Genomic DNA, 24,241 nt, shown 5'->3' with positions numbered 1-24,241 from the left:
TCACTCGCAATGCAACGTGTTGAGCTGCGGCCCGATCGCCACGGTCTTGATCTGGCCGATATTGCCGTTGACCGGCTGCACGAGGCTCGCGCCGAGTTCGCTGCTGATGATCTGCACCGGCATCACGGAGACGTCATCGGAGCCGCGTACGGCGATGCATGCGGCCGTGCCGTCGACGCCGAACACGGCGGCCGCCGGCACCCGCAACACCTGGATCGTGTCGGCGAGCGTCACCTGCGCGTCTATGCCCGCCGCCCGTTCCTCCGGTGTTTTGCCGGCGTAGGCTTCCGTCTGCGCGATCTGCCGCAGAACCTCGGCATCGGTGATCTCCACGCTGCCGGCCGGCAACGCCGATGTCACGCCGCACACGGTGATGCTGCGTTCCTGATCCGACGGCCGTCCGCCGCGGATCGTGAGTTTCGTCAGTGCGCCGGGAACCGTGCCGATCGCGGTCGCCGCGCTGACGGTGGCGCCCTGCTGCGCCTTCCAGTCACGCACTTCGACCACATCGGCGGGTATCCACATCGTGTCGGCGAGGCTCAGCTCCTCGGTGCCGGCGTTGCCCGCGTCGATCATCAGCTGCCTCCAGCCGTTGCCGGTGTTCCAGTTGAATACATTCGAACCGGGCACGGAATCATAGCCCAATCTGCCCAGTTCGTCATTGAGCGAGCGCACGTCCTCGCCCTTGTCGCCGGTCCGGAGATCGCGGTACAGCGGCGTGGCCGTGTGCAGCGCCACGACCGCCCTGTCGTTGACCTGGTAGACGCGCGTGCCCGAACGAATCTCATCGCCCGTCCAGTTCTCCGTCACGATGCCGGATGCATTGCCGAGCAGGTCCTTGTCCGCGGAGATGGTGGGCACCACGTTGACCTGCTGCGCGCCGGAGTAGTCCTGCACGCTCGCGCCCGCCGACGTCAGCGTCCTCGCGGCGTCCAATGCGGCCGGAGCCCTGTCCGGCAGCCATAACGCGCATGCGCCTACGGTCAATGCGGCCACGGTGATCGCCGTGAGCAGCACCCACGTCCATGCCGCGCCGCCATGTCTCATGTTACGCCGCTTGCACTGCTTCGTTCCCTGATGAACCATAGGTCTTCCTCCCCTCCGACCGGCTTCCCTGCCGTTGCGCTCCGCGTATTTATTGTTCAGTGATACAAGCGATAAACGCGCAATGCAACCAATCTACGCATTTTGCGCATATGAGTCCCCCGGCGTGCCGCATATACGCAAAACGCGCAGGTCGGTTGACGACACTCAACGTCCAATGCCATGCTGTATTCAACATCGACGCAGGGAATCGATGCGAAACAAATTGGACGAAGAAGTCCTACGAAGAAAAAAGGAGAAGGAATCATGAAAGTGAAATCCTTCGTCAAAGGTGCGGTGTCCGCACTGCTGGCCGCCGGCGTTGCTGTCAGCTGCGTATCCGTGGCCAACGCGGCAAGTGCTACCTACTACCCGATCAGCAGTGGTGTGATCGAGAACGGCTACTACCGTGGCAACTATACGGCCGCCGCCGACCGTTCGTACATCACCTTGAGCTCCATGTCGCATACCACGAAATGCTACGCAAAGCAGGACGGCCATTCCAAGGAGGCGTCCAGCGTCGGCAACCCCGGCATGGGATGCAGCGCCGTTCAGACCGGCACCAATCTCACCGTCGGGGACTATGTCAGGTATGTAGTGTCCTGACCCTAACAATTGCAATATCACCAACGATTCCGTCAGTTTGGACCAGAGCCTCAATCGATTCAACCTGACGGAATTCCAATCATTTATAGTAATGGATACCAGACAATGAATACCAAGCGACTATATTGCACGGTCCTAGCAGTGGGTCTTCTTATCCTTACCGGATGCGGCACCGTCGATACATCATCATCCCAGCATGCACCCACTGGGTCATCCACTGAGGTGGCCTCCGCGAAAATCGCGTCATCGCTGTCCGAGCGCATTCAGAATCTTCTTGCGATGAACGGCACGATGACACAGCCGATGTCCGAGAAGCAGATAGCGATTCTCAAAAGAGCTCTTGACCATGACGGCAAGGTGTCCAAAGCCGATTATGATCAAGCATGGAGCAACTACCAACAGTGCGTCATCGATAAAGGCTATGCAGCCCCTACCAGCACCATGTATTCCGACGGGATCCGCGGCGACGCAACAGTGACCGACGCTGAAGACCGAGGGGAGGACGCCCTGCATAAGGCCCAAGATGATTCAGGCGCCTGCAGATTGAGCGAGTATCAGTCGGTGGATGAGCTGTACCGACTATCTTTAGGCAATCCACAGCTGTACGCCGACCGTGATGAAGGCTTCGTGGACTGCCTCAAACGCAAAGAACTGGTGGATCCCTCCTACACCGCACAACAGTTCAAGAAGGAATTCGAGCAAAACGGTGAGGAGTACTCGGCAAACCTGGAACAGTATCCCCCCAAAGAAGCTTGGCAGAAGTCACAGGAAGTCTATTCCTTTGATTTTTACGACAGTCAGGTGCAATACTGCTTCGCCACCAATGGGCATGATGTGAAGACATGGGATCCCGAATCAGACGAAGGTGTGTGGTACCCGTTCCGCAACAACCAATAACGTCCACGCCATGATGAGGGAATCATGAAGGTATAACGGACGACACCCACGTACTCCATCGGACATCAACGCATGAAGATGAAGAAGGTTAGATGATGAGGAACTCACATGGACGGAAGATCGCGGTGCTCGCCATCGCGGTATTGGTCACGACGGCTTCATGCACGAACGGCCGCGATCAAGCCGGCATGGACGGCGCGACGGCCGCACCACAATCCGACGTATCCGATGCAGGCGCCAACGCGAAGCTGGCCTCATCCTTCACGGAACGCATCAACACGTTGCTTGAGCTCGACGACCAAAGCGACGAAGCGGACCGCATGAGCCAGCAGCAGCGGGACATGCTGCAGCGGGCGCTCGCGCATGACGGCATCGTCAGCAAAGCGGATTACGAGCAGGCGTGGGAGAACTACAAACAGTGCCTCGTCGACAAGGGATACACCAAGCCCGATCTGCCTCGGTACGCCAACGGATTGTACAGTCCGATCAAATCCACCGACAGCTCGACGCTGACCGAGGAGGAACGCGACAAGCTGATGGCGGATATGCACGCATGCTCGAACCATTATGTCGCAGTGGACGAGATGTACCGCTACAGCATAGCCAATCCGGATATGCTCTCCAACAACGAGGAGGCGGCCGTCGACTGTCTGCACCGTAAACACGCCGCCGAATCCTCGTACACTGCTGCCGAATACCGCCGGGACAACGCCTCCTACGAAACATATCTATCGCAGCATTCCGAAGACCCAGACCGTTACGAGCAGGCGCGCAGACAGTACAGGCTGGATCTCGGCAACGGCGACGTCGTCACCTGTCTGGTCGCGAACGCCAATCAGATGTACACCGACGACACCGACCCATGGAAACCATTCGGCTGATGAACGCCAATGGCATGGCGGAAATCATGGATCCATGCATGGCCGGCATGAGGGCGCCGAGATCGGAATGGACATGAACATTGCTTCATGGAACGCAGGAAGACATGCCTCCGGCGATGGCGGAGAACGACCCGCGCCGCCGGGAGCATCGACGGCTATCTGAAGCCGCAATGGCCAAGCATCAGCATCCACGTCTTGCGCGGCTACGAACATGACATGGCGTCGCAGTGCGACGAATCGGACATCGTGCTCCTCGACATGCATCTCATTCCCCGGTCGGGTCCGGCAATTTGCAGACGGCTTCGCGCCATCAACGATCACGCTCCCGTGCTCGGCATGATATGCTTCGCGATGGAGCATTATCTCGACGAGATCACAGCGACCGGCGCACGGGGACCGATGCAGAAGGAGCAGCCGGTCTCCATGCCCAAGCTCGTCGGGCTGCTCGTCCACGGCGGCATGATGGGCGGATTCCGGACTGCCCGTGACCCGCATGCCGCAAATCGCACAGGCGCCGGTCCAGACGGGGAAGGTCACTGTTTTCGCATTCCCCGTCCGGCCAGCTCACGCCCCAGGAACGTCAGGCCGCCGCTGAACGGACGTTGACGGCGCGCGCCGGGTGCAGCTCATCTGCGCTGATCGGCAGTTCGACGCACCCCTTCCAGACGCCATCCGCCCGTTCATGGCTGAAGGTACCGCCCATGGACGTGATGAGCGAACGCAGGACGCGGATGCCGTTGCCTCCCTGTATCTTCGCTTCGCCTGATTCGGCGACATCGTTCTCGTAGACGATGCGCACGCGGGTGGCGGTTTCCTCCATGCGCACCCGGTATCGTCCCGCGGCGTCGCCGTGCTTGAGGATGTTGGCATAGATCTCGTGGCAGATCAGCATGACCAGTCCGTTGATCTCACGGTCCTGACTGTTCGCGTCGTGTATGACATCCACCTCGGTGCCGCCGGAGAATCCATGCCTGTGCAGCAGTTCGTCGCCCGCCTTCCCTTGGTTTTTCAGTACCGTGGCGATGTCCTTGTCCTGACTGTCGGACAACCGCAGCGACATCGAATCATCACGCAGCTGCATGATGATCTCACGCAGGTCACCTAAGGCGTTGCCGGCGTATTCCCCGACGCGTTCCCACCGTTCGTCGTCGGACTTGCTCGGATCCGCGTTCCGCAGCTGCACCTCCATGGCGATGAGGGCCAGCTCCTGGGACAGGGCGTCATGCAGATAGGCCGCCAGGTACTGGTTCGATTCCAGCTGCCTGACCTTGACTTCGAGCTGCACGGTCCTGCGCAACTGTTCGTTGCGTCGGTCGTTCCAGGCCAGGAACCGGCCGACGACGACCATGACGAGATACACCGCGCAGAACGCCGTGCAGCCGTAGAGGGAGAAGGAACCCTGCTCCACAGCCATCTCTATGCATGTATATACGGCCATGATGCACCACAGGACCGCGGCGATCCTGACCGACGTCCTGTAGCTGATCAGCACCACGGCGAGGAACAGAAAGTAGGCTGTGAACTGCGCGTAACCAGGGATGGCGTATTCGCCGACGCCGTTGAGAAGCAGCACCGCGACGGACGCCCACACCGGGGACCAATAGCAGCATACGACGATGGCCTGGGCCAGCATCAGCCACGCCAAGGTGCCGGGCGGAGGCACGGGCATGGCGTACACCCATACATTCAGCTCATACAACAGCGAGAACATAATGATGAAGAAAGCGATGTATGGGTGCCAGATGCGCCTCATCCCGCGTCGTTTCGACGTCATTGCGCGCGCATCCCGCCGCTCAGCACAGGCCGAGCAAATGCAGGAACGCATTGCAGGCCCTGCCCGATTCGGCCGTGGTCGGCGCGGCGTCCATCGTGTCGACCTGCATGGAGGCGGCCGGCGCGGCCTGCAGGGAGCATACCAGACCGATGGAGGCGATGATGGAGGCAATGGACATGATGATCTTCTCCTTTATTCGTGATGATCTCATTCGGGATCATCCGCGGCTTCAGTTCCTGCCAAGCTTATCAAGCAGCAGCGCCTCGGCGACGACGTCCTTCTCGAGTCCGGAGACGCTCACCGATTCGTTCGGGCTGTGCGCGTTCGAGATCGGGTCCTCGGGGCCGGTGACGAGCACCTGCGCGTCGGGGAAGATCTTCTGCAGCTGCGGAATGAACGGGATCGAACCGCCCTCGCCCTTGTTCACCGGGGCGACGCCGAAGGCCTCCTCGAGCGCGGCGGACGCGTCGGCGCTCGCCTCGCAGTCGGGATCCATCGCCCAGCCCATGCCGGCGTCGAGCGGCGTGACGCGCACGTCGGCGCCGAAGGGCGCGTTGCCTTCGAAGAACTCGACCATCGCGTTCATCGCGGCGTGCGGGTCCTGCAGCGGCGAGACACGCAGGCTCACGCGGAACGTCGTCTCCGGGCTGATCACGTTGAACGAGCCGTCGACCGGATGGGCGTCGAAGCCGATGACGGTCGCGCTCGGCTTCGTCCACAGCCGCGAGGCGAGCGAGCCGTCGCCGGCGAGCCGGTAGGAGTCGACGACGCCCGCAGCCGCGCGCATGTCCGTCTCGTCGATGTCGCGCTGCAGGCCGCCGATCGGCTCGCCGCCCTCGACGCCCGGGATCGCGAGCGCGCCGTCCTCGTCGTACATCTTCGCGATGAGCATCGCCGCGAGCGTGTTCGCATCGAGCACGGGGCCGCCGTACTGGCCGGAGTGCACCGGATGCTCGAGCACCTTGACGTGCACGTCGCAGGTCGCGTTGCCGCGCAGCGACGTCGTCAGCGACGGCACGTCGGGAGCCCAGTTGCCCGAGTCGGCGACGATGATCACGTCGGAGTCGAATTCGTCGTGGTGTTCCTCGATGAAGGGGATGAAGCTCGCGGAGCCCATCTCCTCCTCGCCCTCGAAGAAGATCTTGATGTTGACGCCGAGGTCGTCGCCGAGCGCCTTGAGCGCGCCGTAGTGGATCGCGATGCCGCCGGTGTCGTCGCAGGTGCCGCGTCCATACAGGCGGTCGCCCACCTGCGTGACCTCGAAGGGGTCGGTGTCCCATTCGTTCGGATCCGGTACGGGCTGCACGTCGTGATGCGCGTACAGCAGCACCGTCGGCGCGTCCGGATTCGTCTCAAGCGAGCCGATGACCTCCCACGCGCCGGCGGTTCCGTCCGGGTTGTGCGACTGCACGACGCGCGCGTCGACGCCGACCTCGCGCATGATCCGCGCGACGTACTGCGCGGACTGCTCCATATGGTCGCCGGTGATGCCCTGCGCGGACACCGACCTGAGCGCCACCTTCTGGCGCACGACGTCCATGATGCCCTGCCAGTCTGCCGCCACGCGCGCGCGAATCTCCTGTGCCGATATCTCCATGTCGTTCCTTTCGTCGTCGCCGCCCGCACCTGCCGGCAGCGAGCGTCCGTCCCCGTCACGCCGCGCACGCCATGCACGACGCGCGCATGCGCGCCGTATGCGCCGCGCGCGACGCGAATCCCTTACGGGCGGCACGTCGTGTTTACGAGCCGCGCGACGGCGTGTGCGCCGCATGGACGACGTCGTTTCCTTACGGGCGACGTCTGCAACGCGCCTGCGAGCAACGTCTGACTACGGGCCGCGTCGCTTACGGGCGGCACATGCCTCGCCGGCCGCCGTATGAACCACGGCATCCGCGGGGCGCCGCATGCGCCGCCCGTAACGCGGCGCCGGCCGCATCGGCGGTCCGGACGCTTACGGGTCGTATGTCTCGATTGTCGATTGTAGGCGGCTCCGTCGCCCTGCGCCGCCACCTGCGCCGAGGGCGGCGCAGTCTCCTCGGCGTCGATGTCTTCACGTACGCTCGTGCATCATGGCAGTGAACAAGAAGGACGAAGGCAACGAAGGACAGGTCGAGCGCAACGTGCACGGCGCGAACGCGCAGCCCAAGGAGGAGCAGGCCGGCAAGGGCCGTCCGACGCCGAAACGCAAGGAGGCGCAGGCGAAGAACATCCGGCCGCTCGTGCCGAAGGACAGCGCGGCGCAGCGCAAGGAGGCGAAGCGTCGCCTGCGCGAGCGCGAGAACCGCGAATACGAGGCGATGCGCACCGGCGACCTGCAGCACATGCCGAAGGCCGAGCGCCTTCCCTGGCGCGTCTATGTGCGCGACTATGTGGACGCCCGCTTCAACATCGGCGAGTTCTTCATCCCCGTGGCGCTCGTCATCCTTGTCCTGTCCGTCATCGTCACGGCCTTCGCCAGGCAGATCCCCTACAGCATCCAGATCACGCTTATCCTGATGACGCTCCTGTATCTGTATCTGTTCGCGATCATCATCGATGTCGTCGTGATGTGGCGCAAGCTCAAGAAGCTGCTCATCGCCAAATACGGCGAGCAGGCGGTCGCCAAGGGCATGCGCACCGGATCCTACGCGTGGAGCCGCGCGATCCAGCTGCGTCGCTGGCGTCTGCCGAAGCCGCGCTACAAGAAGCGCGGCCATTGGCCTAAGTAAGACACCGCCAAAGGGCCGGGAGGACGCGAGACGCCCTCCCGGCCCTTTTCGCTGCTTTTGCCTTTTCCCCTTTCTTATCCCGATCTTCCCCCGTCCCGTCTCGACGACGCACGGCGCCATCACCTCCGGTCCTGACCTTCTTCCGCTTGCACCTGCATTCCCCGCCCCTATCTCTTTTTCCACTTTTTCCTTATGTGCCGCCCCGTAGCGGTGCACCGCCATGGCGCCTTGCCGTGACGCCTTGCATTACAATGGTTGCCAATTATCGGTCGCATATCGCAACTTTCTGGAGGCATCGTGGCATCGCTACAATTCGACATCGCAATCATCGGCGCAGGCCCCGGCGGTTATTCCGCCGCCCTGCGCGCCGCCGAGCTCGGCAAATCGGTCGTCATGGTCGAACGCGACGAGACGCTCGGCGGCACCTGCCTCAACCGCGGATGCATCCCGTCGAAGGCGCTCATCACCGCCACCCGTACGCTCGACGCGCTCGCGCACGGCGAGGCGATGGGCATCGTCTCCAAACTCGAGGAGATCGATTTCGGCCGTCTGCGCGACTACCGCGAGCGCACCGTCGCAACGCTCGTCGACGGCCTGCGCGCACTGGTCGAATACCGCGGCATCATCGTCTACCACGGCGACGCGTCGCTGGGAGCGGACCGCCACGTGCGCGTCGTGCCCTCCCCCGGCCAGGATCACGTGCATCGATTCGCGAAAAACGGCGGATTCGACGAAATCGACGGCGACCTCGACATCACGGCCGACGACGTCGTGCTCGCCACCGGTTCGCGTCCGCGCGAGCTGCCCGGCACGACGTACCACGGCGCGATCGTCGATTCGACGGCCGCGCTGTCGCTCGACACGTTCCCCCACAGCGCGGTGATCATCGGGTCCGGCGCCGTCGCGCTCGAGTTCGCGTCGATCTGGAACAGTGCGGGCAGCGACGTGACGCTGCTCATCCGCAAGGACAATGTGTTGTCGAAAAGCGACCGCCGCGCCGCGCTCGCGCTGTCACGCGAACTCAAGCGCCGCGGCATCCACATCATCCGCGATGCCCATGTTCGCGGCGTCGACACCGGCATCAACCTCGGCGCGTGCGTGCACTACACGCTCGGCGACGACGATGAGGAGCGTACGATCTGCGCGGAGATCGTCCTCGGCGCGATCGGCCGCACGCCGAACACGGACGAGCCATGGTTCGCCGACAGCGGCGTCGCGCTCGACGACGCCGGCATGGTCGTCATCGATGCATACGGCCGCACGAACCTCGACCATGTCTGGGCGTTGGGCGACATCACCGCCGGCCATGCGCTCGCGCACCGCGCCTTCGCGCAGGGACTCGTCGTCGCCGAGACGATCGCCGGGCTCGACGCGAGACCTGTGAACGAGGATGCCATCGCGAACATCGTGTTCAGTTCGCCGGAGTTCGCCACCGTCGGCCTCACGCTGCACGACGCGCAGGCGGACGCGCGCTACGCCGACGTCAAGGAGACCGTGTTCCCGGTGATGTCGAATCCACGCATGGTCATGAGCGGCACGGGCGGCTCCTTCTCGATCGTCACCGGGCGGGACGCGGAACGGGACGGCGTCGAGGTCGTGCTCGGCGTGCACGTCGTCGCGCCGGACGCGAGCGACATGATCGCCGAGGCCCAGCAGATCGTCGCCAACCACACCCCGCTGCATGAGGCGGCCGACGCGATCCATCCGCATCCGACCTTCAGCGAGATGATCGGCGAGACGCTGCTCAAAGCCGACGGCCGTCCGCTGCACACCCGCTGATATCGGCGACCCCGCTCGCCTTCACGGCGGGGCTACGCCGTCCAAGCCGACGCAGCCCCGCCGATACGCATCCCCTTCCCGTCTTACGGGTGGCGCAAGACGGTCGCGTCACGCCACGGCGCGGACCGGGCGCCGCCGTCGTCTTACGGGTGGCGTGAATCCCTTACCGGCAATGCGACATCACCCGGTGGGATATTCTCCCGACGTTCCCTATGGCGGTTTCCTTATGGGTCCCTATGGGCGGTGCGACGTCTTCACGTCTTATGGCGGCACGACATCTTACGGGCAGTACGACGCCTGCCTGCGAGACGCCGATCCCTGCCGGATGCACAACCATGGTCTTGCGTTTCCACGGGCGCCCCGTAGGCGACGCAAGATGGGGATGGTCAGCTGATAGAGTATGAAACCATTGCAACAGCACGCATCCGATAGCGTTCGCAAAATGTTCGCAAAGTAATTAGGAGAGGCGATACATGGCATCGAAGGACGAGCAGCCGAAGAAGAAAAAGCGCGGCATGTTCAGCCAGCTCAAGCAGATCTACCAGTTCACGCACAGGGAGGACAAGGCGCTGCCGTGGATCGTCGGCGGCGTGTTCGCGATTCCGATCGTCATCGGACTGGTCTGCGGATTCGTGTTCCACTGGGGATGGTTCGGATGGATCAGCTGGATGATCCTCGCCGCCGTCACCGGCCTGCTGTTCGCCACGATCATGCTCACGCGCCGCGCGGACGCCGTCGGCTTCAAGCAGCTCGAGGGGCAGCCGGGCGCGGCCATCAGCGTCCTCGGCAACATGAAGAGGGCGGGCTATGACTTCCCGCAGGAACCGGCGTGGGTCGACCCGCGCTCGCATGACGCGATCTGGCGCGGCACCGGCTATCAGGGCATCTATCTGATCGGCGAGGGCGACTACGGCCGCGTCATGCGCGCGATGGACCGCCAGGAGAAGATGATCAAGGGCGTGACCGCCGGCTCGCAGATCCCGATCTACCGCATCTGCGTCGGCACCGGCCCCAAGCAGGTGCGTCTCAAGGATCTGCGCAATGTCATCCTCAAGAAGCGCACGTACATTCCGAACACGACCTCCAACAAGCTTGTGCGCACGGTGAAGAAGCGCCGTCGGTTTATGATGACCAAGGACCAGCTCATCACGCTCAACGAGCGTCTGCATACGCTGCAGCGCAAGAGCGGCATGGGCGTCCCCAAGGGCATCGACCCGATGCGCATGCAGAAGGTCAGCAAGCGCGCGATGCGCGGACGCTGACCGTCGTCGCCCAGATTTTCCGGGACCGGTTTCTCCGGTCCCTTTTTGTTTCTCTGGACGCCGCTTGTCTGTCGACGTCCGCGTCCCGCGTCGGCCTTCCTGCCGGCGTTTTGCGATGACCGTCCGCGTATCGCGGTGCGATGCCCGAGGAACGGCCACCCATAACGATCGCCACCGGCAGGAACTACCGCCACGGCGACGCGGCGTCCACATCGTGTGCAGCCGCACGGCGCACGCGGCCAGGCTCCCCTCATCACGCCAGCGCGGCCGTTCGAACGATTCCGACGCTCCGTCGACCCCATCCGCGCCATCCGAAACATGTTCGTAACTCAAACTTCGAGTGAGCGAAACGCTGTGACCTATGCTGATATGCGTAATCCACTTATTGAAAGGAGCGGTCCCGTGACCACACTCGAAACCAAGGAAGACGCCGAGGCCCTGATCAATCAGGAAGGCATTGAGTATGTCTCCGTTCGCTTCACCGATCTGATTGGTGTTCAGCAGCACTTCACGGTCCCTGCCAGCGAATTCCTCAAGGACGCGTTCGACGAGGGCATGCCGTTCGACGGCTCCTCCATCGAAGGCTTCCAGGCCATCAACGAGTCCGACATGAAGCTCGTCCCGGACATCACGACCGCCTACGTCGACCCGTTCCGCAAGCACAAGACGCTCAACGTCGCATTCTCGATCGTCGACCCGCTGACCGATGAGCCGTATTCGCGCGATCCGCGTCAGGTCGCGGCGAAGGCCGAAGCCTACCTGAAGGCCACCGGCATCGCCGACACCGCCTCCTTCGCCCCGGAAGCCGAGTTCTTCATCTTCGACAAGGTCCGCTTCGGCAACGACATGCGCGGCTCCTTCTACGAGGTCGATTCCGTCGAGGCCCCATGGAACTCCGGACTCGACGTCGAGGAGGACGGCACGCCGAACATCGGTTTCAAGAACCGTGTCAAGCGCGGCTACTTCCCGGTCCCGCCGATCGACCACACGCAGGATCTGCGCGACGACATGGTCGCCAACCTGCAGAAGGTCGGCCTCATCCTCGAGCGCGCGCATCACGAGGTCGCCGGCGCCGGCCAGCAGGAGATCAACTACCGCTTCAACTCGCTGCAGCACGCGGGCGACGACCTGATGAAGTACAAGTACGTCGTCCATGAGACGGCCGCGCTCGCCGGCAAGGCCGCGACCTTCATGCCGAAGCCGATCGCCGGTGACAACGGCACCGGCATGCACTGCCACCAGTCGCTGTGGAAGGACGGCAAGCCGCTGTTCTACGACGAGAAGAACTACGGCGGCCTTTCCGACATGGCCCGTTGGTACATCGGCGGCCTGATCAAGCACTCCTCGGCGGTGCTCGCGTTCACGAACCCGTCGCTCAACTCGTATCATCGACTCGTCCCGGGCTTCGAGGCGCCGGTCAACCTCGTCTATTCGGCCCGCAACCGCTCCGCCGCGATCCGCATCCCGCTCGCGGGCACGTCGCCGGCCGCGAAGCGCATCGAGTTCCGCGCCCCGGATCCGTCGTGCAATCCGTTCCTCGCGTTCTCCGCGCAGCTCATGGCGGGCCTCGACGGCATCCTCAACCACATCGAGCCGCCGGAGCCGGTCGACAAGGACCTCTATGAGCTTCCTCCGGAGGAGCACGCCGGCATCAAGCAGGTGCCGTCCTCGCTCGCCGAGGCGCTCGACGCGCTCGAGGAGGATCACGACTTCCTGACCGCCGGCGACGTCTTCACCGAGGACCTCATCGAGACCTGGATCGACCTCAAGCGCAGCGAGATCGATCAGGCCCGTCTGCAGCCGACCCCGCTCGAGTACGAGCTCTACTTCCACATCTGATCCTTCCCGGATCCGATGAGAGCAAAACGGGCGGCACCCTTCCGGTGCCGCCCGTTTTTTCCATCGTCGCCGTCATACCTCCCGCTTTCTCTCTCGGCCGCCCGTAAGCGCAATCCTCCTCCCCTATGGCCGGCATGCCCTGTACGGGTGCAGCACTTGTTCTTCTACCGCTTCTATGGGCGGCACTTTCTCTATCGGCAGCCCTCTCCCACGGACGGCGTCCTCTTACGGGCGGCATTCCCCCATGGGCGGCACTCTTTCTACCGGCGGCACTCCTTACGGGTAGCGCCCGCCTATCGGCCGCACTCTCCTACGGGCGGCGCCTTCGTTACAGGCAGCGTCCTTCTCATTGGGCCGTCGTTCCTCCATCGGTCATCCGCACCGCCGACGTCCTGCAATCCGTTCGAACGGCGAAAGTGCACAGTCCCTGCTTTACTGGATGCGGACACGGGGGCTTGCCAAGCAGGCTGAGAGGAAGCACAAGCTTCGACCGCATGAACGTGAATCGGGTAATGCCGACGCACGGACGTCTCTTTCCCCGTGCCTTCCATCATCTGCATGTGACAAGGAAAGGCACTTCCATGACCGATATCAAAACCGACGCCGCCCGCATCCCGTATATGTCACGCCGATGGCGCGTCGTCGACCTGGTGACCGCCACCGCCATCGCCGCCTCATCCGGACTCGTCTTCTGGGTGTGGGATTTCATCTGCACCGCGCCGCTGACGCTGTTCGGCGCCGTCACTCCCGGATTCGAGGGCATCCTCAACGCGTTCTGGCTGTTCGCAGGCCCGCTTGCGGCCATCATCATTCGCAAACCCGGCGCGGCGTTGTATGCGGAGACCGTCGCGGCGATGCTTGAACTGCTGCTCGGCAACCAGTGGGGCGCAGGCGGTTCACTTGTCGTCGGCATCATGCAGGGGATCGGCGCCGAGCTCGGTTTCGCTCTGCTCGCCTACCGAGTGTGGAATCTGGCGAGCGCGATGCTTTCGGGAGCATTGGCGGGACTCGGCTGCGGCGTCTACTACTGGATCACGAATCCCGGCTGGGGCGCGCTGCGCGCAAGCGTCTATCTGGCCACGTCGGTGGTCTCCGGCGCGCTCATCGTGGGCGGTCTGAGCTGGATGCTCTACCGGATGCTGATGAAAACCGGCGCGCTCGACCATTTCGCCTCCGGACGCCGATGACGTCCGTTCCCCGCCGGGCTGCCCGTAGGCGCCGACGCATGCGCGTACCGTGCGTACGGGCGGCATCCGGCTAACACGACCTCTTTCTCATCCGAAGCTGCGGGCGGCGCGATCCGTCCTTCCCGGACCGCGCCGCCCGTTTCCGTCCCGTTCGCCTCTGGCGCGTCCGACCCGCATGCAATACAGTGGGGCCTTGTCCCAACCCCGGCGAAATCCTCGGCGGGATCCTTCCCCTCCATGCAGAAAGGCATCGAAATCGAATGAACGATGAGACGACGATCATTGAACACGCCGTGTTGGAACGTCTGGATCACGTCATCGACCCCGAATTGGGTCGTTCCGTGACGCAATTGGGAATGATCGCCAACGTCACCGTCATTCCGACCTCCGACGCCCCGTTCCCCGCTGTTACCGGCAGCGCCTCCCCCGCGCTTACGGGCGACGGCCTCAACGATGCCGCCCGTAACGATCCGGGGACCGCCCATGACGATTCCGAGGATGCCGCCCGTAGCGATGAATACGGCACGACAGACCGCGCCTATGACGTCGTCGTCGACGTCGAGCTGACCGTGCCGGGATGCCCGTTGTCCGACCAGCTCGCCGCGCAGATCGAGCAGGCGGTGGCGAGCTACCCGTACGCGAGGCTCACGCCGCGCATCAACGTCGGCACGATGTCCGACGAGAAACTGCACGCGCTCGTCAGCGACCTCAAGGCCGCGCGCCGCGAGAACCCGTTCAACAAGCCCGGCACCAAGACCCGCATCTTCGCGATCGCGTCCGGCAAGGGCGGCGTCGGCAAATCGTCGATCTCCGCGAACCTCGCGGCCACCTTCGCCGCGCTCGGCTACGACACGGCGGCGATCGACGCCGACATCTACGGATTCTCACTGCCTCGCCTCTTCGGCGTGCACAGCCAGCCGACGAATCTCAACGGCATGCTGATGCCGGTCACGTCATGGGGTGTCAAGCTCATGTCGATCGGCATGTTCGCAGGCTCCGACCGCGCGATCCTGTGGCGAGGCCCGCGTCTGCAGCGCTCCCTCGAACAGTTCCTCGCCGACGTGTGGTGGGGCGAGCCGGATGTGCTCATCCTCGATCTGGCCCCCGGCACCGGCGACATGGCGATCTCCGTCGCGCAGGCGCTGCCGAACGCCGAACTCGTCGTCGTCACGACGCCGCAGCCCTCCGCGTCCGACATCGCCGTGCGTTCGGGGCTCGTCGCGCTGCAGGTGCCGATGCAGGTGCGCGGCGTCGTCGAGAACATGAGCTATTTCGAGCATGCCGGCGAACGGCTCGAGATCTTCGGAGCCGGCGGCGGCGAACGCGTCAGCGAGCAGCTGTCGCACGCGCTCGGCCACGACGTGCCGCTGCTCGCCCGGCTGCCGCTCGATCCGCGCATCCGCGAGATTGGCGAAAGCGAAGGCCGTCCGGCCGTGCTCAACGAGGACGGCACGCTGCGCGACGACGACTTCGGCGACACCTTCGTCCGCCTCGCGCGCACGCTCATCGACGCCTATCCCTCGTCGGCCGCCGACGATCCACGCTGACACGGCTGCCGTCGCCGACGTCATCAGCGTCGCCCGTCGTCCCGGTCAGGCGACGTCGGGCGACGAAGACAACTGCGCCGTTAGTTCCGTCACCCACGCATATGCATCATCCATGAGCAAGCCGTCCCGCCCATGCGCGCGTCGGCCGCACGCATATCGCGGCGCCTACGACGTCCCGACGCCACGCGGGAGGACCCGCCGTCGATGCCGATGCCGACGCCGACGACGCGGAGCCGTCGCATCGGCATCGCGCGCCCGTCATGCTTCGGCGGACACGCTTCTTTTGTCGGCGTGCGCCTGGCTGACGCCTTCGACGGTGCCGGTGACGAGCAGTTCGTCGAACTGCCGTTCGTCGATCATCGGGATGCCGAGTTCCTCGGCCTTGGCCGCCTTCGACCCCGCATTGGCGCCGACGACGACCCAATCCGTCTTTTTGCTGACCGATCCCGCGGCACGACCGCCGCGTTCCATGATCGCCTCCTTCGCCGAATCGCGCGAATAGGTCTCCAGCGAACCGGTCACGACGACGGTCTGCCCGGCGAGCGTCTGCGGCAGGTCGTTCTTGTCCGCCTCCATGCCCACGCCGGCCCTCTTCCATGCTGCGAGCACCTTGCCCCGCCAGCTCATCGGATCCTTCGCCTGGGCGAACCAGTCAACGACCGATTCGGCGATCTCGGGGCCGATGCCGTCGATCTGCATGAGCTCGTCGGCGGTCGCGTCGCCGATCGCGTCGAGCGTGCCGAAATGCTGCGCGATGAGGCGCGCGGTCGGAGGTCCGAGCCGGCGGATCGACAACGCGACGAGCACGCGGTCGAGATCCGTGTGCTTGGCTTTGTCGACCTCGTCGAGCATCTTACGCGTCGTCTCCGCCGGGCAGATGTAGATGTCGCGGCCGCTGCGCTCATCGACGCCGACGATGACGCCGTCGGCGGGCACCGGCTTCGCGCCGCTCGCCTTCGTCGGCGTCGTCCAGAACGCCGGCGCCCGGTGCCACAGCCCCGAGCCGCCGATGCGCTTGCGCACCTTGCGCCGCCTGCCGTCCTCGACCCGTTCGATCACCTCGATGATCGGCGCCTCGCGCCACACGTACACGTCCTTGAGACGCCGCGCGTCAAGGTCGAACACGTCCGCCTCGCTCGAGAGCACCGGCTGCTGCACGTCGGGCAGTCCCAGTCCCTCCGGGGCGGTGTACGGCTCGGGCTCCTCCCCCGGCCCCACCCGCACCTCGACGATGTTCGGCGCATACGCCTCGACCGAATCCGGCCTGTCGGCCTCCGGGTTCGTCAGCGCGATCGCGCTCTGCTCGCCAAGATGCTCGATGTCGAATGCCTTGCGCGAGGCGAGGTTGATGATGCGCTCCGTCAGCTGCGCGGGGCACGATTCGGCGTTCGGGCAGCGCAGGTCCTTGTCTCCCTCCTTCATCTGGCGCAGCAACGTGCCGCACGACGGGCAGTGCGTCGGCATGTGGAACTCGCGCAGCCGCCCTTCGCGTCCCTTGCGGCGCGCGAGCACGGGGCCGACGAGTTCGGGGATGACGTCGCCGGCCTTGCGCACGATGACGACGTCGCCGATCAGGATGCCTTTGCGCTTGACCTCGTACCCGTTGTGCAACGTCGTGCGCGAGACCGTCGAACCGGCCACGTAGACGGGCTTGAGGATCGCGACCGGCGTGACGCGCCCGGTGCGGCCCACCTGCACGACGACGTCGAGCAGCTCGGTGTTCACCTCCTCGGGCGGATACTTGTAGGCGATCGCCCAGCGCGGCGCGCGCGACGTGGCGCCGAGCCGGCGCTGCAGGGCGAGGTCGTCGACCTTGACGACGATGCCGTCGAGCGCGTGCTCGATGTCGTAGCGGTGCTCGCCGTAGTATTCGATCATCGCGATGATCTCGTCGAAGTTCGTCACCTCGCGCGTGTGCGGCGAGACCGGCACACCCCATTTCGCATACAGCGCGTACGCCTCGGACTGGTCGTGCACCTCGTCGGCGACGTCGACCGGCTTGCCCGTGCCCCAGACGAGCTCTCCCAGGCCATGCGCGTAGAAGCTCAGATGCCTGCCCGCGGTGATGCGCGGATCCTTCTGGCGCAGCGAACCCGCCGCCGCGTTGCGCGGATTGGCGAACGGCGCCTTGCCTTCCTCCTCCTGCCGCTCGTTGAGCGCGCGGAAGTCGTCCCAGCGCATGAACACCTCGCCGCGGATCTCCACAAGTTCGGGGATGTCGCCTTCGGGGCCGCCGAGCGTCGCGGGTATCGTCTGGAACGTGCGCACGTTCATCGTGATGTCCTCGCCGGTCACGCCGTCGCCGCGCGTCAGGCCCTGCGTGAGCACGCCGTCGCGGTAGATGAGGTTGAGCGCCAGGCCGTCGATCTTGATCTCGCAGGTCATCGGCAGCGGCTTGTCCTCGGGCCAGTCGAGCGCCGCGCGCACGCCGTCGTACCAGGCGCGCAGCTCCTCGTAGGAGAACACGTCGTCGAGGCTCATCATGCGCGACGGATGACGCACCGAGGCGAACTCGTTCGAGAACGTGCCTCCCACGCGCCGCGTCGGCGAGGACGGCGAGTCGAGCTGCGGGAACGCCGCCTCGAGCCGCTGCAGGCAGCGCATGCGCGCATCGTAGGCGGCGTCGGAGGAGACCGGGGCGTCGTCGACGTAATAGGCCATCTGGTCGGTCTCCACCCAGGCCGCGAGCCTCGCCCACAGCCGCGCCGCCTGTTCGGCGCTCAGCGCGTCCACATCGAGGTCGTCGAGGCTCATCGCGTCGTTGTCGTCGTATCGGAGCGCGTCGATCCGCATGTCGGATCCGACGGCGTCCTTCGCGTCCCTCGTGTCCCGTCCGTCCGCGTCGTGTCGAGTCGCCTGCATCTGCCGCACCTTTCCGTCCTTGCGCCATGGCCGGCCGGCGCGGCGCCGCAGGCGCCGAAGGCGCCGACCTCCTCCAATATATCGGCCGCGCGCCGCCGACCCGCCGCCGGCTGCGCGAAAAACCTTACGCGTTGAGCGAGCGCAGGAACTGCAGCTGCACGATGTCCGTCTCGTCGCCAACGAGGCGCATCGCGGCGACGACGAGCGTGCGCGCCGGGACGAACATCGCGCGGTCGACGCACACGCGCGCCGCGTCGAGCACGATCGGCACGACCTCGGTGCGCGGCCACACCGGCACGTCGTGTGCCTCGAGCGTGTCCATCGCCTCCTGCAGCGTCATCGGCAGGCGGATGCACTGCGACTGGGCGCGCGCCCCCACCTCGTTCATCTCGGTCGTCCGCGTCGCCGTGTCGTCGCCGATTGCCCCGCTGAGCATGTATGCGGCGTAGGCGACTTCGAACTCGTCATGCATCCACGCCGCCTGCGCGAGGCGGTAGTAGGCGTAGGCGGCGTCGGAGCGGTCGAGCGAGACCCGCAGCGCGTTCAGGCAGGCCGCCCTCGCCGAATCCCAGTCCTCATTCTGGGCGAGCTGCACGGCGAGCTTGAGATGCGTGAGCGCGTAGGACGGCGCATAGGCGACGAGCGCATTGAGATGCCTGAGCGCGGCGTCGGGCCCTTCGATCTGCCCGAGCGCGTCGGCGAGTTCGAGATGCGCGTAGAACAGCGTGTCCGGGATGAGCACGGTGCGCTCGTCCGGCAGCGCGAACAGCCGGTTGTAGACGACGCGGTCGGCGTACGAGTTGAAGTAGCGCGGCACGCCGTCGATGCCGCGGTACACCTCGTCGAGGGCCTCGACGGCCCGTTCGACGCCGGCGAGCGCCTGCTTGGGCTGCCCGGAGAAGAAGAGGTCGCGCGCCTTGAGCCGCGCATCGTCGAGGTCCCTGAGCAGCGTCGAGGCGGGGTCGGGCGTGTCGTCGCCGTCGATGAGCGCCGACGTGACGTCGGTCGCGCGCGAGATCAGTTCGGGGTCGCCGATCCGTTCGATGACGTCCATCGCCTGCTGCGCCTTGAGCGCCGACGGCATCCGCGTGTCGGCCGCGAGCGTGTGGAAGCGGCGCAGCGCGCTGCTGATGAGGTCGTCGCGCTGGATCGCCAGTCCGAAGGTGTCGGCGGCTCCGAGCACATGCGCCGCACCCGGGTCGAGTCTCCTGTCGTGCTCCTCGGGGGCGTCCTGCGCGCCCTGCGGGGAGAAGCGCGCGTCCGAGACCGAGAATCCAGGGTCCACCGGCGCCAGTCCGCCGTCGGCGTCCAGCGAGAGCGCCGCGCCGAACATCCGGTAGGTGCCGGCCGGATCGGCCAGGCCGTCCGTCGCCAGACGTTCGAGGAACATGGCGCGGGTGAAGACGACCGTCGTCAGCGCGCGCATCGTCGGCCCCTGGCGCAGCCGTTCGATCGCGTCGTCGCCGGTCGCGGGCGACGACGCGTCGCGTCCGGGGCCGTCCGTACGCTCCGGGGAACCGCCCGCGGCGTGCGCGTCCCGCGCGGCGCGCGCCGCGTCGAACGGAGGCGCATCGTCGGGACCGTCGTCGCGGTGGATGTCGTCGAAGGCGAAGGCGACCTCGTCGATGCCGCCGCCGCGCATCAGCGCGTCGAAGTCCTCGTCGTCCCCGCCTGCCCCCTGTCCGCCGTCCTCGCGTGCGGCGTCCATCGACGGCATGGACGGGGGCGTCATGATGCGCGTCGGGTTGCCGTGGCGGTCGCCGTCCTTCGGACCGGACTTGCCGCCGATATGGTCCGCGCCGGCCTCGCCGAGCCGTTCGAACGCGCTGAGCGCGTCGCTGATCGTCGAATGGATGACGTCGTCCTGCTCGGCGATCGCCTCCTCGAGGCCGGGCGAGTCGATGCGTATCGCCACCTCGTCGATCCGTTCGTCGGCGCCGAACATGAGCGCCGCGAAGATGATGCCGGCGCGCAGGTTGTACCGCGCGCTCATCCGTGCGCGCCATGCGTCGTCGGTCCTCGTCCATCCCCGCTGCCCGGTGTCGTAGACGCCGCGCGGCATGAGCGCCGGGCCGGCGGCCGTGAAGGCGAGCGAGGCGGCGCCGCCGTCGAGGTTGAGCCGGAAGTCGCAGTCGAAGCGGTACGGCAGCCGCATCGAACGGATGAGCCGTGAGAGCGTCTGGCGCACGACCCATTCGCCGTGACGGTCGTCGGACGCGCCGCCGCCGGGCGCGGCGTCGTGCAGGTCCTCGGCGAACAACGCGTCGGTATGCGCGGCGCGTTCGCGCACCGGGTCCGGATGCTGGGTCGCGATTGCCCGCGCCGTCAGCGCGGACAGGGAGACGAAGTCGTTCACAACGCCGAAGTCGGGCTCGTCGGGATTCACATCCCGCGACGTGTCGAAGGCGATGAGCGCCGGATTCTCGAGGAACGTGCGGTCGGCGAGCGCGATCTGCGCCGCCGTCGCCGTGTCCTCGGTCGGCCGCGCGCCGCGCGCCGCGTTCCCGTCGAGCCAGGCTCGCAACGCGGCCACGCGGTTGAGGGCGCCTTCGATCTTGAGCGACGTGAGGGCGGCATCGAAGGGCATCGGCGTGTCCCAGGTCAGGAAATAGTTGCCCGAATACGGCGAGCGCAGCGTGTGCATCGGTTCGGCGCCGTGATCGGGAAGCAGCCCTGGCACGTCGTCAAGCGCGCCGGATTCGCGCATGAGCCGCATCGCGTACTCCTCAAGCCCCGAGACGCGCATGCCGAGCATCCTCGTCTCCTCCTCGTCGCGCACGCTCATGCGGATCGCGCTCAACGGAGCCTGCCGCGACAGACGCCAGATCAGGTCGCCGGCCCCGAAGGGGATGAGGCGCCCGCGCAGCCGCGGCTGCAGGTAGTCGGCGAAGAAGGCCACGGTCACGGCGTCGCGGTAGCCGAGTCCGGTCCGCAGCGCGTCGGACAAGTCGGCGCGCATCGATTCGAGCGTGTAGCCGGCGCGCGCCTTCGTCCATCGGCCCACGACGACGCCGCCATCGTCGTCGAACGCGGTGAGCGTGCCTCGCCGGACGCCGTCGCGCGGCCCGGGCGCGCCGTCGGCATCGAGCACGAGCCGCGGTTCGAGGCCCTGCAGGTCGGCGCGCGGCTCGCCGGTCGCGAACACGCGTCCGCGGTCGTCGGCGAGCGCAAGCTGCACGAAACGGTCATGGCGGACGAACAGGCCGATCGCGAAGGTGCGCGTGCCGGGGATCTGCAGCCATCCGGGGAGGGCGTCGTGCCGCTCCATCGGGAATCCGTCGAACACGTGGCGGCGCGCGAAGGCGCCGACGCGGTAGGTCTGCGCGTCCGGCGCCACGTCGTCGCTCCAGCGGAGCATGGCGCGCAGCGAGCGCAGCATGCGCTCGACCGGCGCCGGCAGCGCGTCCTCGCGCGCGTCGCCGCGGCCCCGTCCTTCGAGCCGTCCCCGTCGTCCCTGCGCTGCGTGCCGTTGTCTCATACGACTAATGTACAACGTCTCCGCCGATACCCATGGTGCCGTTAGAATAATGGCTGTGATTTCCCGCTCTGGTCATCGGCCGCGTCCGATGCGCGTCCTGCGTTCCGCGCTCGTCGCGCTCGCGCTCGTCCTCATCGTCGAATGCGTCGTGTGCAATCTCGCGCACTGGCGCTCGATCGGCGCGTCCACCGATTCCGCGTCGGCCGCCAACGCCCTCGGCCCGGGACTGTCGCGCACCGCGCAGGGGCTGCTCGAGGTGCGCGATCCCGCCGGCGCCTATGTCGAGGTGAAGGCGGACGGCAGCAGCGAATACTGGCGCGCCGACGCGACGCCGGCGACGCATGTGCAGGCCGTGAGCGACGGCGCGCGCGGCGACGACGTCGTCTCCACCGTCCATCTGCGGCTGGCGACGCGAGACGGCGACGGCTGGGACATGCGTTCCCCGTCCGTCACCGTCTCGCCGGCGACGCCGTCGGCGCTGCTGTTCCGCGCGCCCGCGCGGGGCCTTGTGCGCATCTGGATCGAGGAGCCGCGCGGCACGCTCGTGCCGATCGAGAACTTCCGCGCGAACGTGCGCGTGCCCTTCGTCTTCGACTGGGCGCGCGTCGCGGCGATGGCGGTCCTCGCCGCCTTCGTCATCCTGCTACTGCCGTCGACCGGACTGTGGGGCGTCGCGCTGGACGTCTCGAGCCGGCGTCAGCGGCTCGCCTTCGCGCTGGCCGCCGGCGCGCTCGGCGTCTACGTCGTCGTCCGCAGCGTCATGATCATCGGCTACGCGCAGCAGCCGCTCGTCTTCCACAAGGACGGTGGCTACACCTTCGACTTCGACCAGTACGGCCATCTCGCCGACGCGCTGCTGCACGGCCGCGTCTGGCTCGACCTTCCCGTCCCCGACGAGCTCGCCGGCGCCGCCGATCCCTATGACGCCGCCTCACGCGCGCGCATGCTCGCCGACGGCGTGACGCCGATCTACTGGGACCACGCGTTCCATGACGGCCGCTGGTACTCGTATTTCGGCGTGCTGCCCGCGGTGGCGCTGTTCGCGCCGTTCCGCCTCGTCACCTCATGGTTCACGCCCGGCGGCCTCATGCTGCCGACGACCTGCGCGCAGCTGTGGCTGATGGCCGGCGTGAGCGTCGTCGCCTGCCTGCTCGTCATCCGCCTGCTCGGACTCGTCGCGCCGCGCACATCGCTCGCCGGCGCCGCGCTGCTGTGCATCGCGATGATGCTCGGCGCGAACCTGCCGTATCTGTGGTTCCGCACGAACTTCTACTCGGTCCCCTTCTCCTCGGGCCTGCTGCTTGCGATGCTCGGCCTGTGGCTGTGGCTCGGCGCCGTGCGCACGGAAGGCGGCGGCGGGGACGCCCCGCGCACATTGCGGATCGTCTCGATGGCACGCGTCGCCTGGGGCGCGCTGTGCATCGCGGCGACGATCGGATGCCGTCCGACCTTCGCGTTCACGGCGCTGTTCGCGCTGCCGCTGTTCCTGCCCGACCTGCGCCGCGCGGCACGGGGGCGCCGGCGCGGGCGCATCGCGCGTCTCGGCGCCGCGCTGCTGCTCCCCGCGCTCGCCGTGACGGCGCCGGTCCTCGTCTACAACCAGCTGCGCTTCGCGTCGCCCTTCGACTTCGGCAACGCCTACCAGCTCACCGTCACCGACATGACGCGCTTCCACACGCCGGCCGAGAACATGCCGCTGACCGTCTTCTACTACCTGTTCCTGCCGCCGCGGCTCACCGACGCGTTCCCATTCCTCGCATTGTCGCCGACGCCGTTGCCGCGCTGGTCGTTCACCGAGCCGTGCGTCGGCGGCCTGTTCGCGTTGATGCCGCTCGCGCTGTGCGCTTTCGCGCTGCCGTGGCCCGCCGTGCGCCGCCGTTGCGGCGTCTGGTGGCCGACGCTCGCCACTGCGCTTGCGCTCGCGGCCCTCCTCGTCGTCTTCGACGCGTTCGTCGGCGGCCTCGGATGGCGTTACATCGCCGATTTCGGATGGCTGTTCATGGTGGCCGCCGTGCCCGTCGTCGCGCTGATGATGCGCCGATGGCCGTGGACGCGCGCGCCCGTCGCGATCGTCGTATGCGCGGCGCTCGTGTTCGCCATCGCCTCCTGCTTCGTCGTCGGCCGCGACGACATGCTCGTCGCCAATGACCCGGCGCTCTTCCACCGCGTGCGCAGCTGGTTCGCGCTGCCGTAGCCGCAAAAGGCGCGGGGTCGCCTTGCATCCACGGGGCGGCGCCTTGCATTGCGCCGTCGGTGACGCCCGTCGTCACCGACGGCATCGCCGCGCTTCGCCACCGGCGGCGTCATCCGCCGACGGTGAATGCGGAGCGCCCGGTAA

The 24,241-nt window shown here is 66.2% G+C and carries 17 protein-coding genes and 1 riboswitch; of the genes, 11 read left to right on the top strand and 6 right to left on the bottom strand.

Going from position 1 to position 24,241, the window contains the following annotated elements; genetic code table 11:
• Positions 1–1,086 carry a hypothetical protein gene (locus tag D2E22_RS05010; protein ID WP_241218189.1) on the bottom strand — a complete coding sequence of 362 codons (1,086 nt, stop codon included), beginning with the start codon at positions 1,084–1,086 and terminating at the stop codon, positions 1–3.
• Positions 1,087–1,350: 264 nt separating this feature from the next.
• On the opposite strand from D2E22_RS05010, the gene D2E22_RS05005 reads away from it, so the two are divergent.
• The 4 genes from D2E22_RS05005 (at position 1,351) to D2E22_RS04990 (ending at position 4,073) form a co-directional block, all read left to right on the top strand.
• Positions 1,351–1,689 carry a hypothetical protein gene (locus tag D2E22_RS05005; protein WP_126032010.1) on the top strand — a complete coding sequence of 113 codons (339 nt, stop codon included), beginning with the start codon at positions 1,351–1,353 and terminating at the stop codon, positions 1,687–1,689.
• 279 nt (positions 1,690–1,968) lie between these two features.
• Complete coding sequence (locus tag D2E22_RS05000; RefSeq protein ID WP_126032009.1) at positions 1,969–2,586, top strand: hypothetical protein; 618 nt, start codon at positions 1,969–1,971, stop codon at positions 2,584–2,586.
• A 92-nt stretch (positions 2,587–2,678) separates the two neighbouring features.
• Positions 2,679–3,467, top strand: a complete 789-nt coding sequence (locus D2E22_RS04995) for a ribonuclease H family protein (RefSeq protein ID WP_126032008.1) — start codon at positions 2,679–2,681, stop codon at positions 3,465–3,467.
• An 87-nt stretch (positions 3,468–3,554) separates the two neighbouring features.
• Positions 3,555–4,073, top strand: a complete 519-nt coding sequence (locus D2E22_RS04990; protein WP_126032007.1) for a response regulator — start codon at positions 3,555–3,557, stop codon at positions 4,071–4,073.
• On the opposite strand, the gene D2E22_RS04985 is transcribed toward D2E22_RS04990, so the two are convergent.
• The 3 genes from D2E22_RS04985 to D2E22_RS04980 form a co-directional block, all read right to left on the bottom strand.
• Positions 4,048–5,166 carry a sensor histidine kinase gene (locus tag D2E22_RS04985; RefSeq protein WP_241218188.1) on the bottom strand — a complete coding sequence of 373 codons (1,119 nt, stop codon included), beginning with the start codon at positions 5,164–5,166 and terminating at the stop codon, positions 4,048–4,050. The genes D2E22_RS04990 and D2E22_RS04985 overlap by 26 nt on opposite strands.
• 94 nt (positions 5,167–5,260) lie before the next feature.
• Complete coding sequence (locus D2E22_RS10495; RefSeq protein ID WP_164518423.1) at positions 5,261–5,419, bottom strand: hypothetical protein; 159 nt, start codon at positions 5,417–5,419, stop codon at positions 5,261–5,263.
• Positions 5,420–5,470: 51 nt separating this feature from the next.
• The gene (locus tag D2E22_RS04980) at positions 5,471–6,838 is read right to left on the bottom strand and encodes a dipeptidase (protein WP_126032005.1); all 1,368 of its coding nucleotides are present in this window, start codon (positions 6,836–6,838) and stop codon (positions 5,471–5,473) included.
• Positions 6,839–7,310: 472 nt separating this feature from the next.
• Between D2E22_RS04980 and D2E22_RS04975 the strand changes: the two genes are divergently transcribed.
• The 6 genes from D2E22_RS04975 (at position 7,311) to D2E22_RS04950 (ending at position 15,563) form a co-directional block, all read left to right on the top strand.
• Entirely contained in the window at positions 7,311–7,949 is a 639-nt protein-coding gene (locus D2E22_RS04975) for a DUF3043 domain-containing protein (RefSeq protein ID WP_126032004.1), read from the top strand.
• Positions 7,950–8,246: 297 nt separating this feature from the next.
• On the top strand, positions 8,247–9,728 hold the full coding sequence (locus D2E22_RS04970; RefSeq protein ID WP_126032003.1) for an FAD-dependent oxidoreductase: 1,482 nt from the start codon (positions 8,247–8,249) through the stop codon (positions 9,726–9,728).
• A 473-nt stretch (positions 9,729–10,201) separates the two neighbouring features.
• Positions 10,202–10,990 carry a DUF4191 domain-containing protein gene (locus tag D2E22_RS04965; protein WP_126032002.1) on the top strand — a complete coding sequence of 263 codons (789 nt, stop codon included), beginning with the start codon at positions 10,202–10,204 and terminating at the stop codon, positions 10,988–10,990.
• A 402-nt stretch (positions 10,991–11,392) separates the two neighbouring features.
• Entirely contained in the window at positions 11,393–12,829 is a 1,437-nt protein-coding gene (gene glnA, locus D2E22_RS04960; RefSeq protein WP_126032001.1) for a type I glutamate--ammonia ligase, read from the top strand.
• Between the two features lie 437 nt (positions 12,830–13,266).
• Positions 13,267–13,374: riboswitch (TPP riboswitch) on the top strand.
• Positions 13,375–13,410: 36 nt separating this feature from the next.
• On the top strand, positions 13,411–14,016 hold the full coding sequence (locus D2E22_RS04955) for an ECF transporter S component (protein WP_126032000.1): 606 nt from the start codon (positions 13,411–13,413) through the stop codon (positions 14,014–14,016).
• Positions 14,017–14,276: 260 nt separating this feature from the next.
• Entirely contained in the window at positions 14,277–15,563 is a 1,287-nt protein-coding gene (locus tag D2E22_RS04950) for an Mrp/NBP35 family ATP-binding protein (RefSeq protein WP_164518422.1), read from the top strand.
• A gap of 258 nt (positions 15,564–15,821) precedes the next feature.
• On the opposite strand, the gene ligA is transcribed toward D2E22_RS04950, so the two are convergent.
• Together ligA and D2E22_RS04940 are read right to left on the bottom strand one after the other, a co-directional pair.
• Entirely contained in the window at positions 15,822–18,425 is a 2,604-nt protein-coding gene (gene ligA / locus D2E22_RS04945) for an NAD-dependent DNA ligase LigA (RefSeq protein ID WP_126031999.1), read from the bottom strand.
• Positions 18,426–18,549: 124 nt separating this feature from the next.
• Positions 18,550–21,903 (bottom strand): tetratricopeptide repeat protein, encoded by a 3,354-nt coding sequence (locus tag D2E22_RS04940; RefSeq protein WP_126031998.1) that lies wholly within the window; start codon positions 21,901–21,903, stop codon positions 18,550–18,552.
• A gap of 55 nt (positions 21,904–21,958) precedes the next feature.
• Here D2E22_RS04940 and D2E22_RS04935 point away from each other — a divergent pair, with 55 nt between their 5' ends.
• Entirely contained in the window at positions 21,959–24,097 is a 2,139-nt protein-coding gene (locus D2E22_RS04935) for a hypothetical protein (RefSeq protein WP_126031997.1), read from the top strand.
• Positions 24,098–24,241: the final 144 nt, after the last annotated feature.

Origin of the sequence: Bifidobacterium castoris (assembly GCF_003952025.1) — a bacterium.
In the GTDB taxonomy this organism is placed as follows: domain Bacteria; phylum Actinomycetota; class Actinomycetes; order Actinomycetales; family Bifidobacteriaceae; genus Bifidobacterium; species Bifidobacterium castoris.
Note: the sequence above shows the minus strand (reverse complement) of the source record. Positions and strands in the feature narration are given on the sequence as shown.

Excerpts from the sequence above, each read along its gene's own strand:
- D2E22_RS04995 (WP_126032008.1), top strand. The coding sequence starts at position 2,679 with ATGATGAGGAACTCACATGGACGGAAGATCGCGGTGCTCGCCATCGCG.
- D2E22_RS05005 (WP_126032010.1), top strand. The coding sequence starts at position 1,351 with ATGAAAGTGAAATCCTTCGTCAAAGGTGCGGTGTCCGCACTGCTGGCC.
- D2E22_RS04990 (WP_126032007.1), top strand. The coding sequence starts at position 3,555 with ATGGAACGCAGGAAGACATGCCTCCGGCGATGGCGGAGAACGACCCGC.
- D2E22_RS10495 (WP_164518423.1), bottom strand. The coding sequence starts at position 5,419 with ATGTCCATTGCCTCCATCATCGCCTCCATCGGTCTGGTATGCTCCCTG.
- D2E22_RS04975 (WP_126032004.1), top strand. The coding sequence starts at position 7,311 with ATGGCAGTGAACAAGAAGGACGAAGGCAACGAAGGACAGGTCGAGCGC.
- D2E22_RS04980 (WP_126032005.1), bottom strand. The coding sequence starts at position 6,838 with ATGGAGATATCGGCACAGGAGATTCGCGCGCGCGTGGCGGCAGACTGG.
- D2E22_RS04950 (WP_164518422.1), top strand. The coding sequence starts at position 14,277 with ATGAACGATGAGACGACGATCATTGAACACGCCGTGTTGGAACGTCTG.
- D2E22_RS05000 (WP_126032009.1), top strand. The coding sequence starts at position 1,969 with ATGAACGGCACGATGACACAGCCGATGTCCGAGAAGCAGATAGCGATT.
- D2E22_RS04940 (WP_126031998.1), bottom strand. The coding sequence starts at position 21,903 with ATGAGACAACGGCACGCAGCGCAGGGACGACGGGGACGGCTCGAAGGA.
- D2E22_RS04955 (WP_126032000.1), top strand. The coding sequence starts at position 13,411 with ATGACCGATATCAAAACCGACGCCGCCCGCATCCCGTATATGTCACGC.
- D2E22_RS04965 (WP_126032002.1), top strand. The coding sequence starts at position 10,202 with ATGGCATCGAAGGACGAGCAGCCGAAGAAGAAAAAGCGCGGCATGTTC.
- ligA (WP_126031999.1), bottom strand. The coding sequence starts at position 18,425 with ATGCAGGCGACTCGACACGACGCGGACGGACGGGACACGAGGGACGCG.
- D2E22_RS05010 (WP_241218189.1), bottom strand. The coding sequence starts at position 1,086 with ATGGTTCATCAGGGAACGAAGCAGTGCAAGCGGCGTAACATGAGACAT.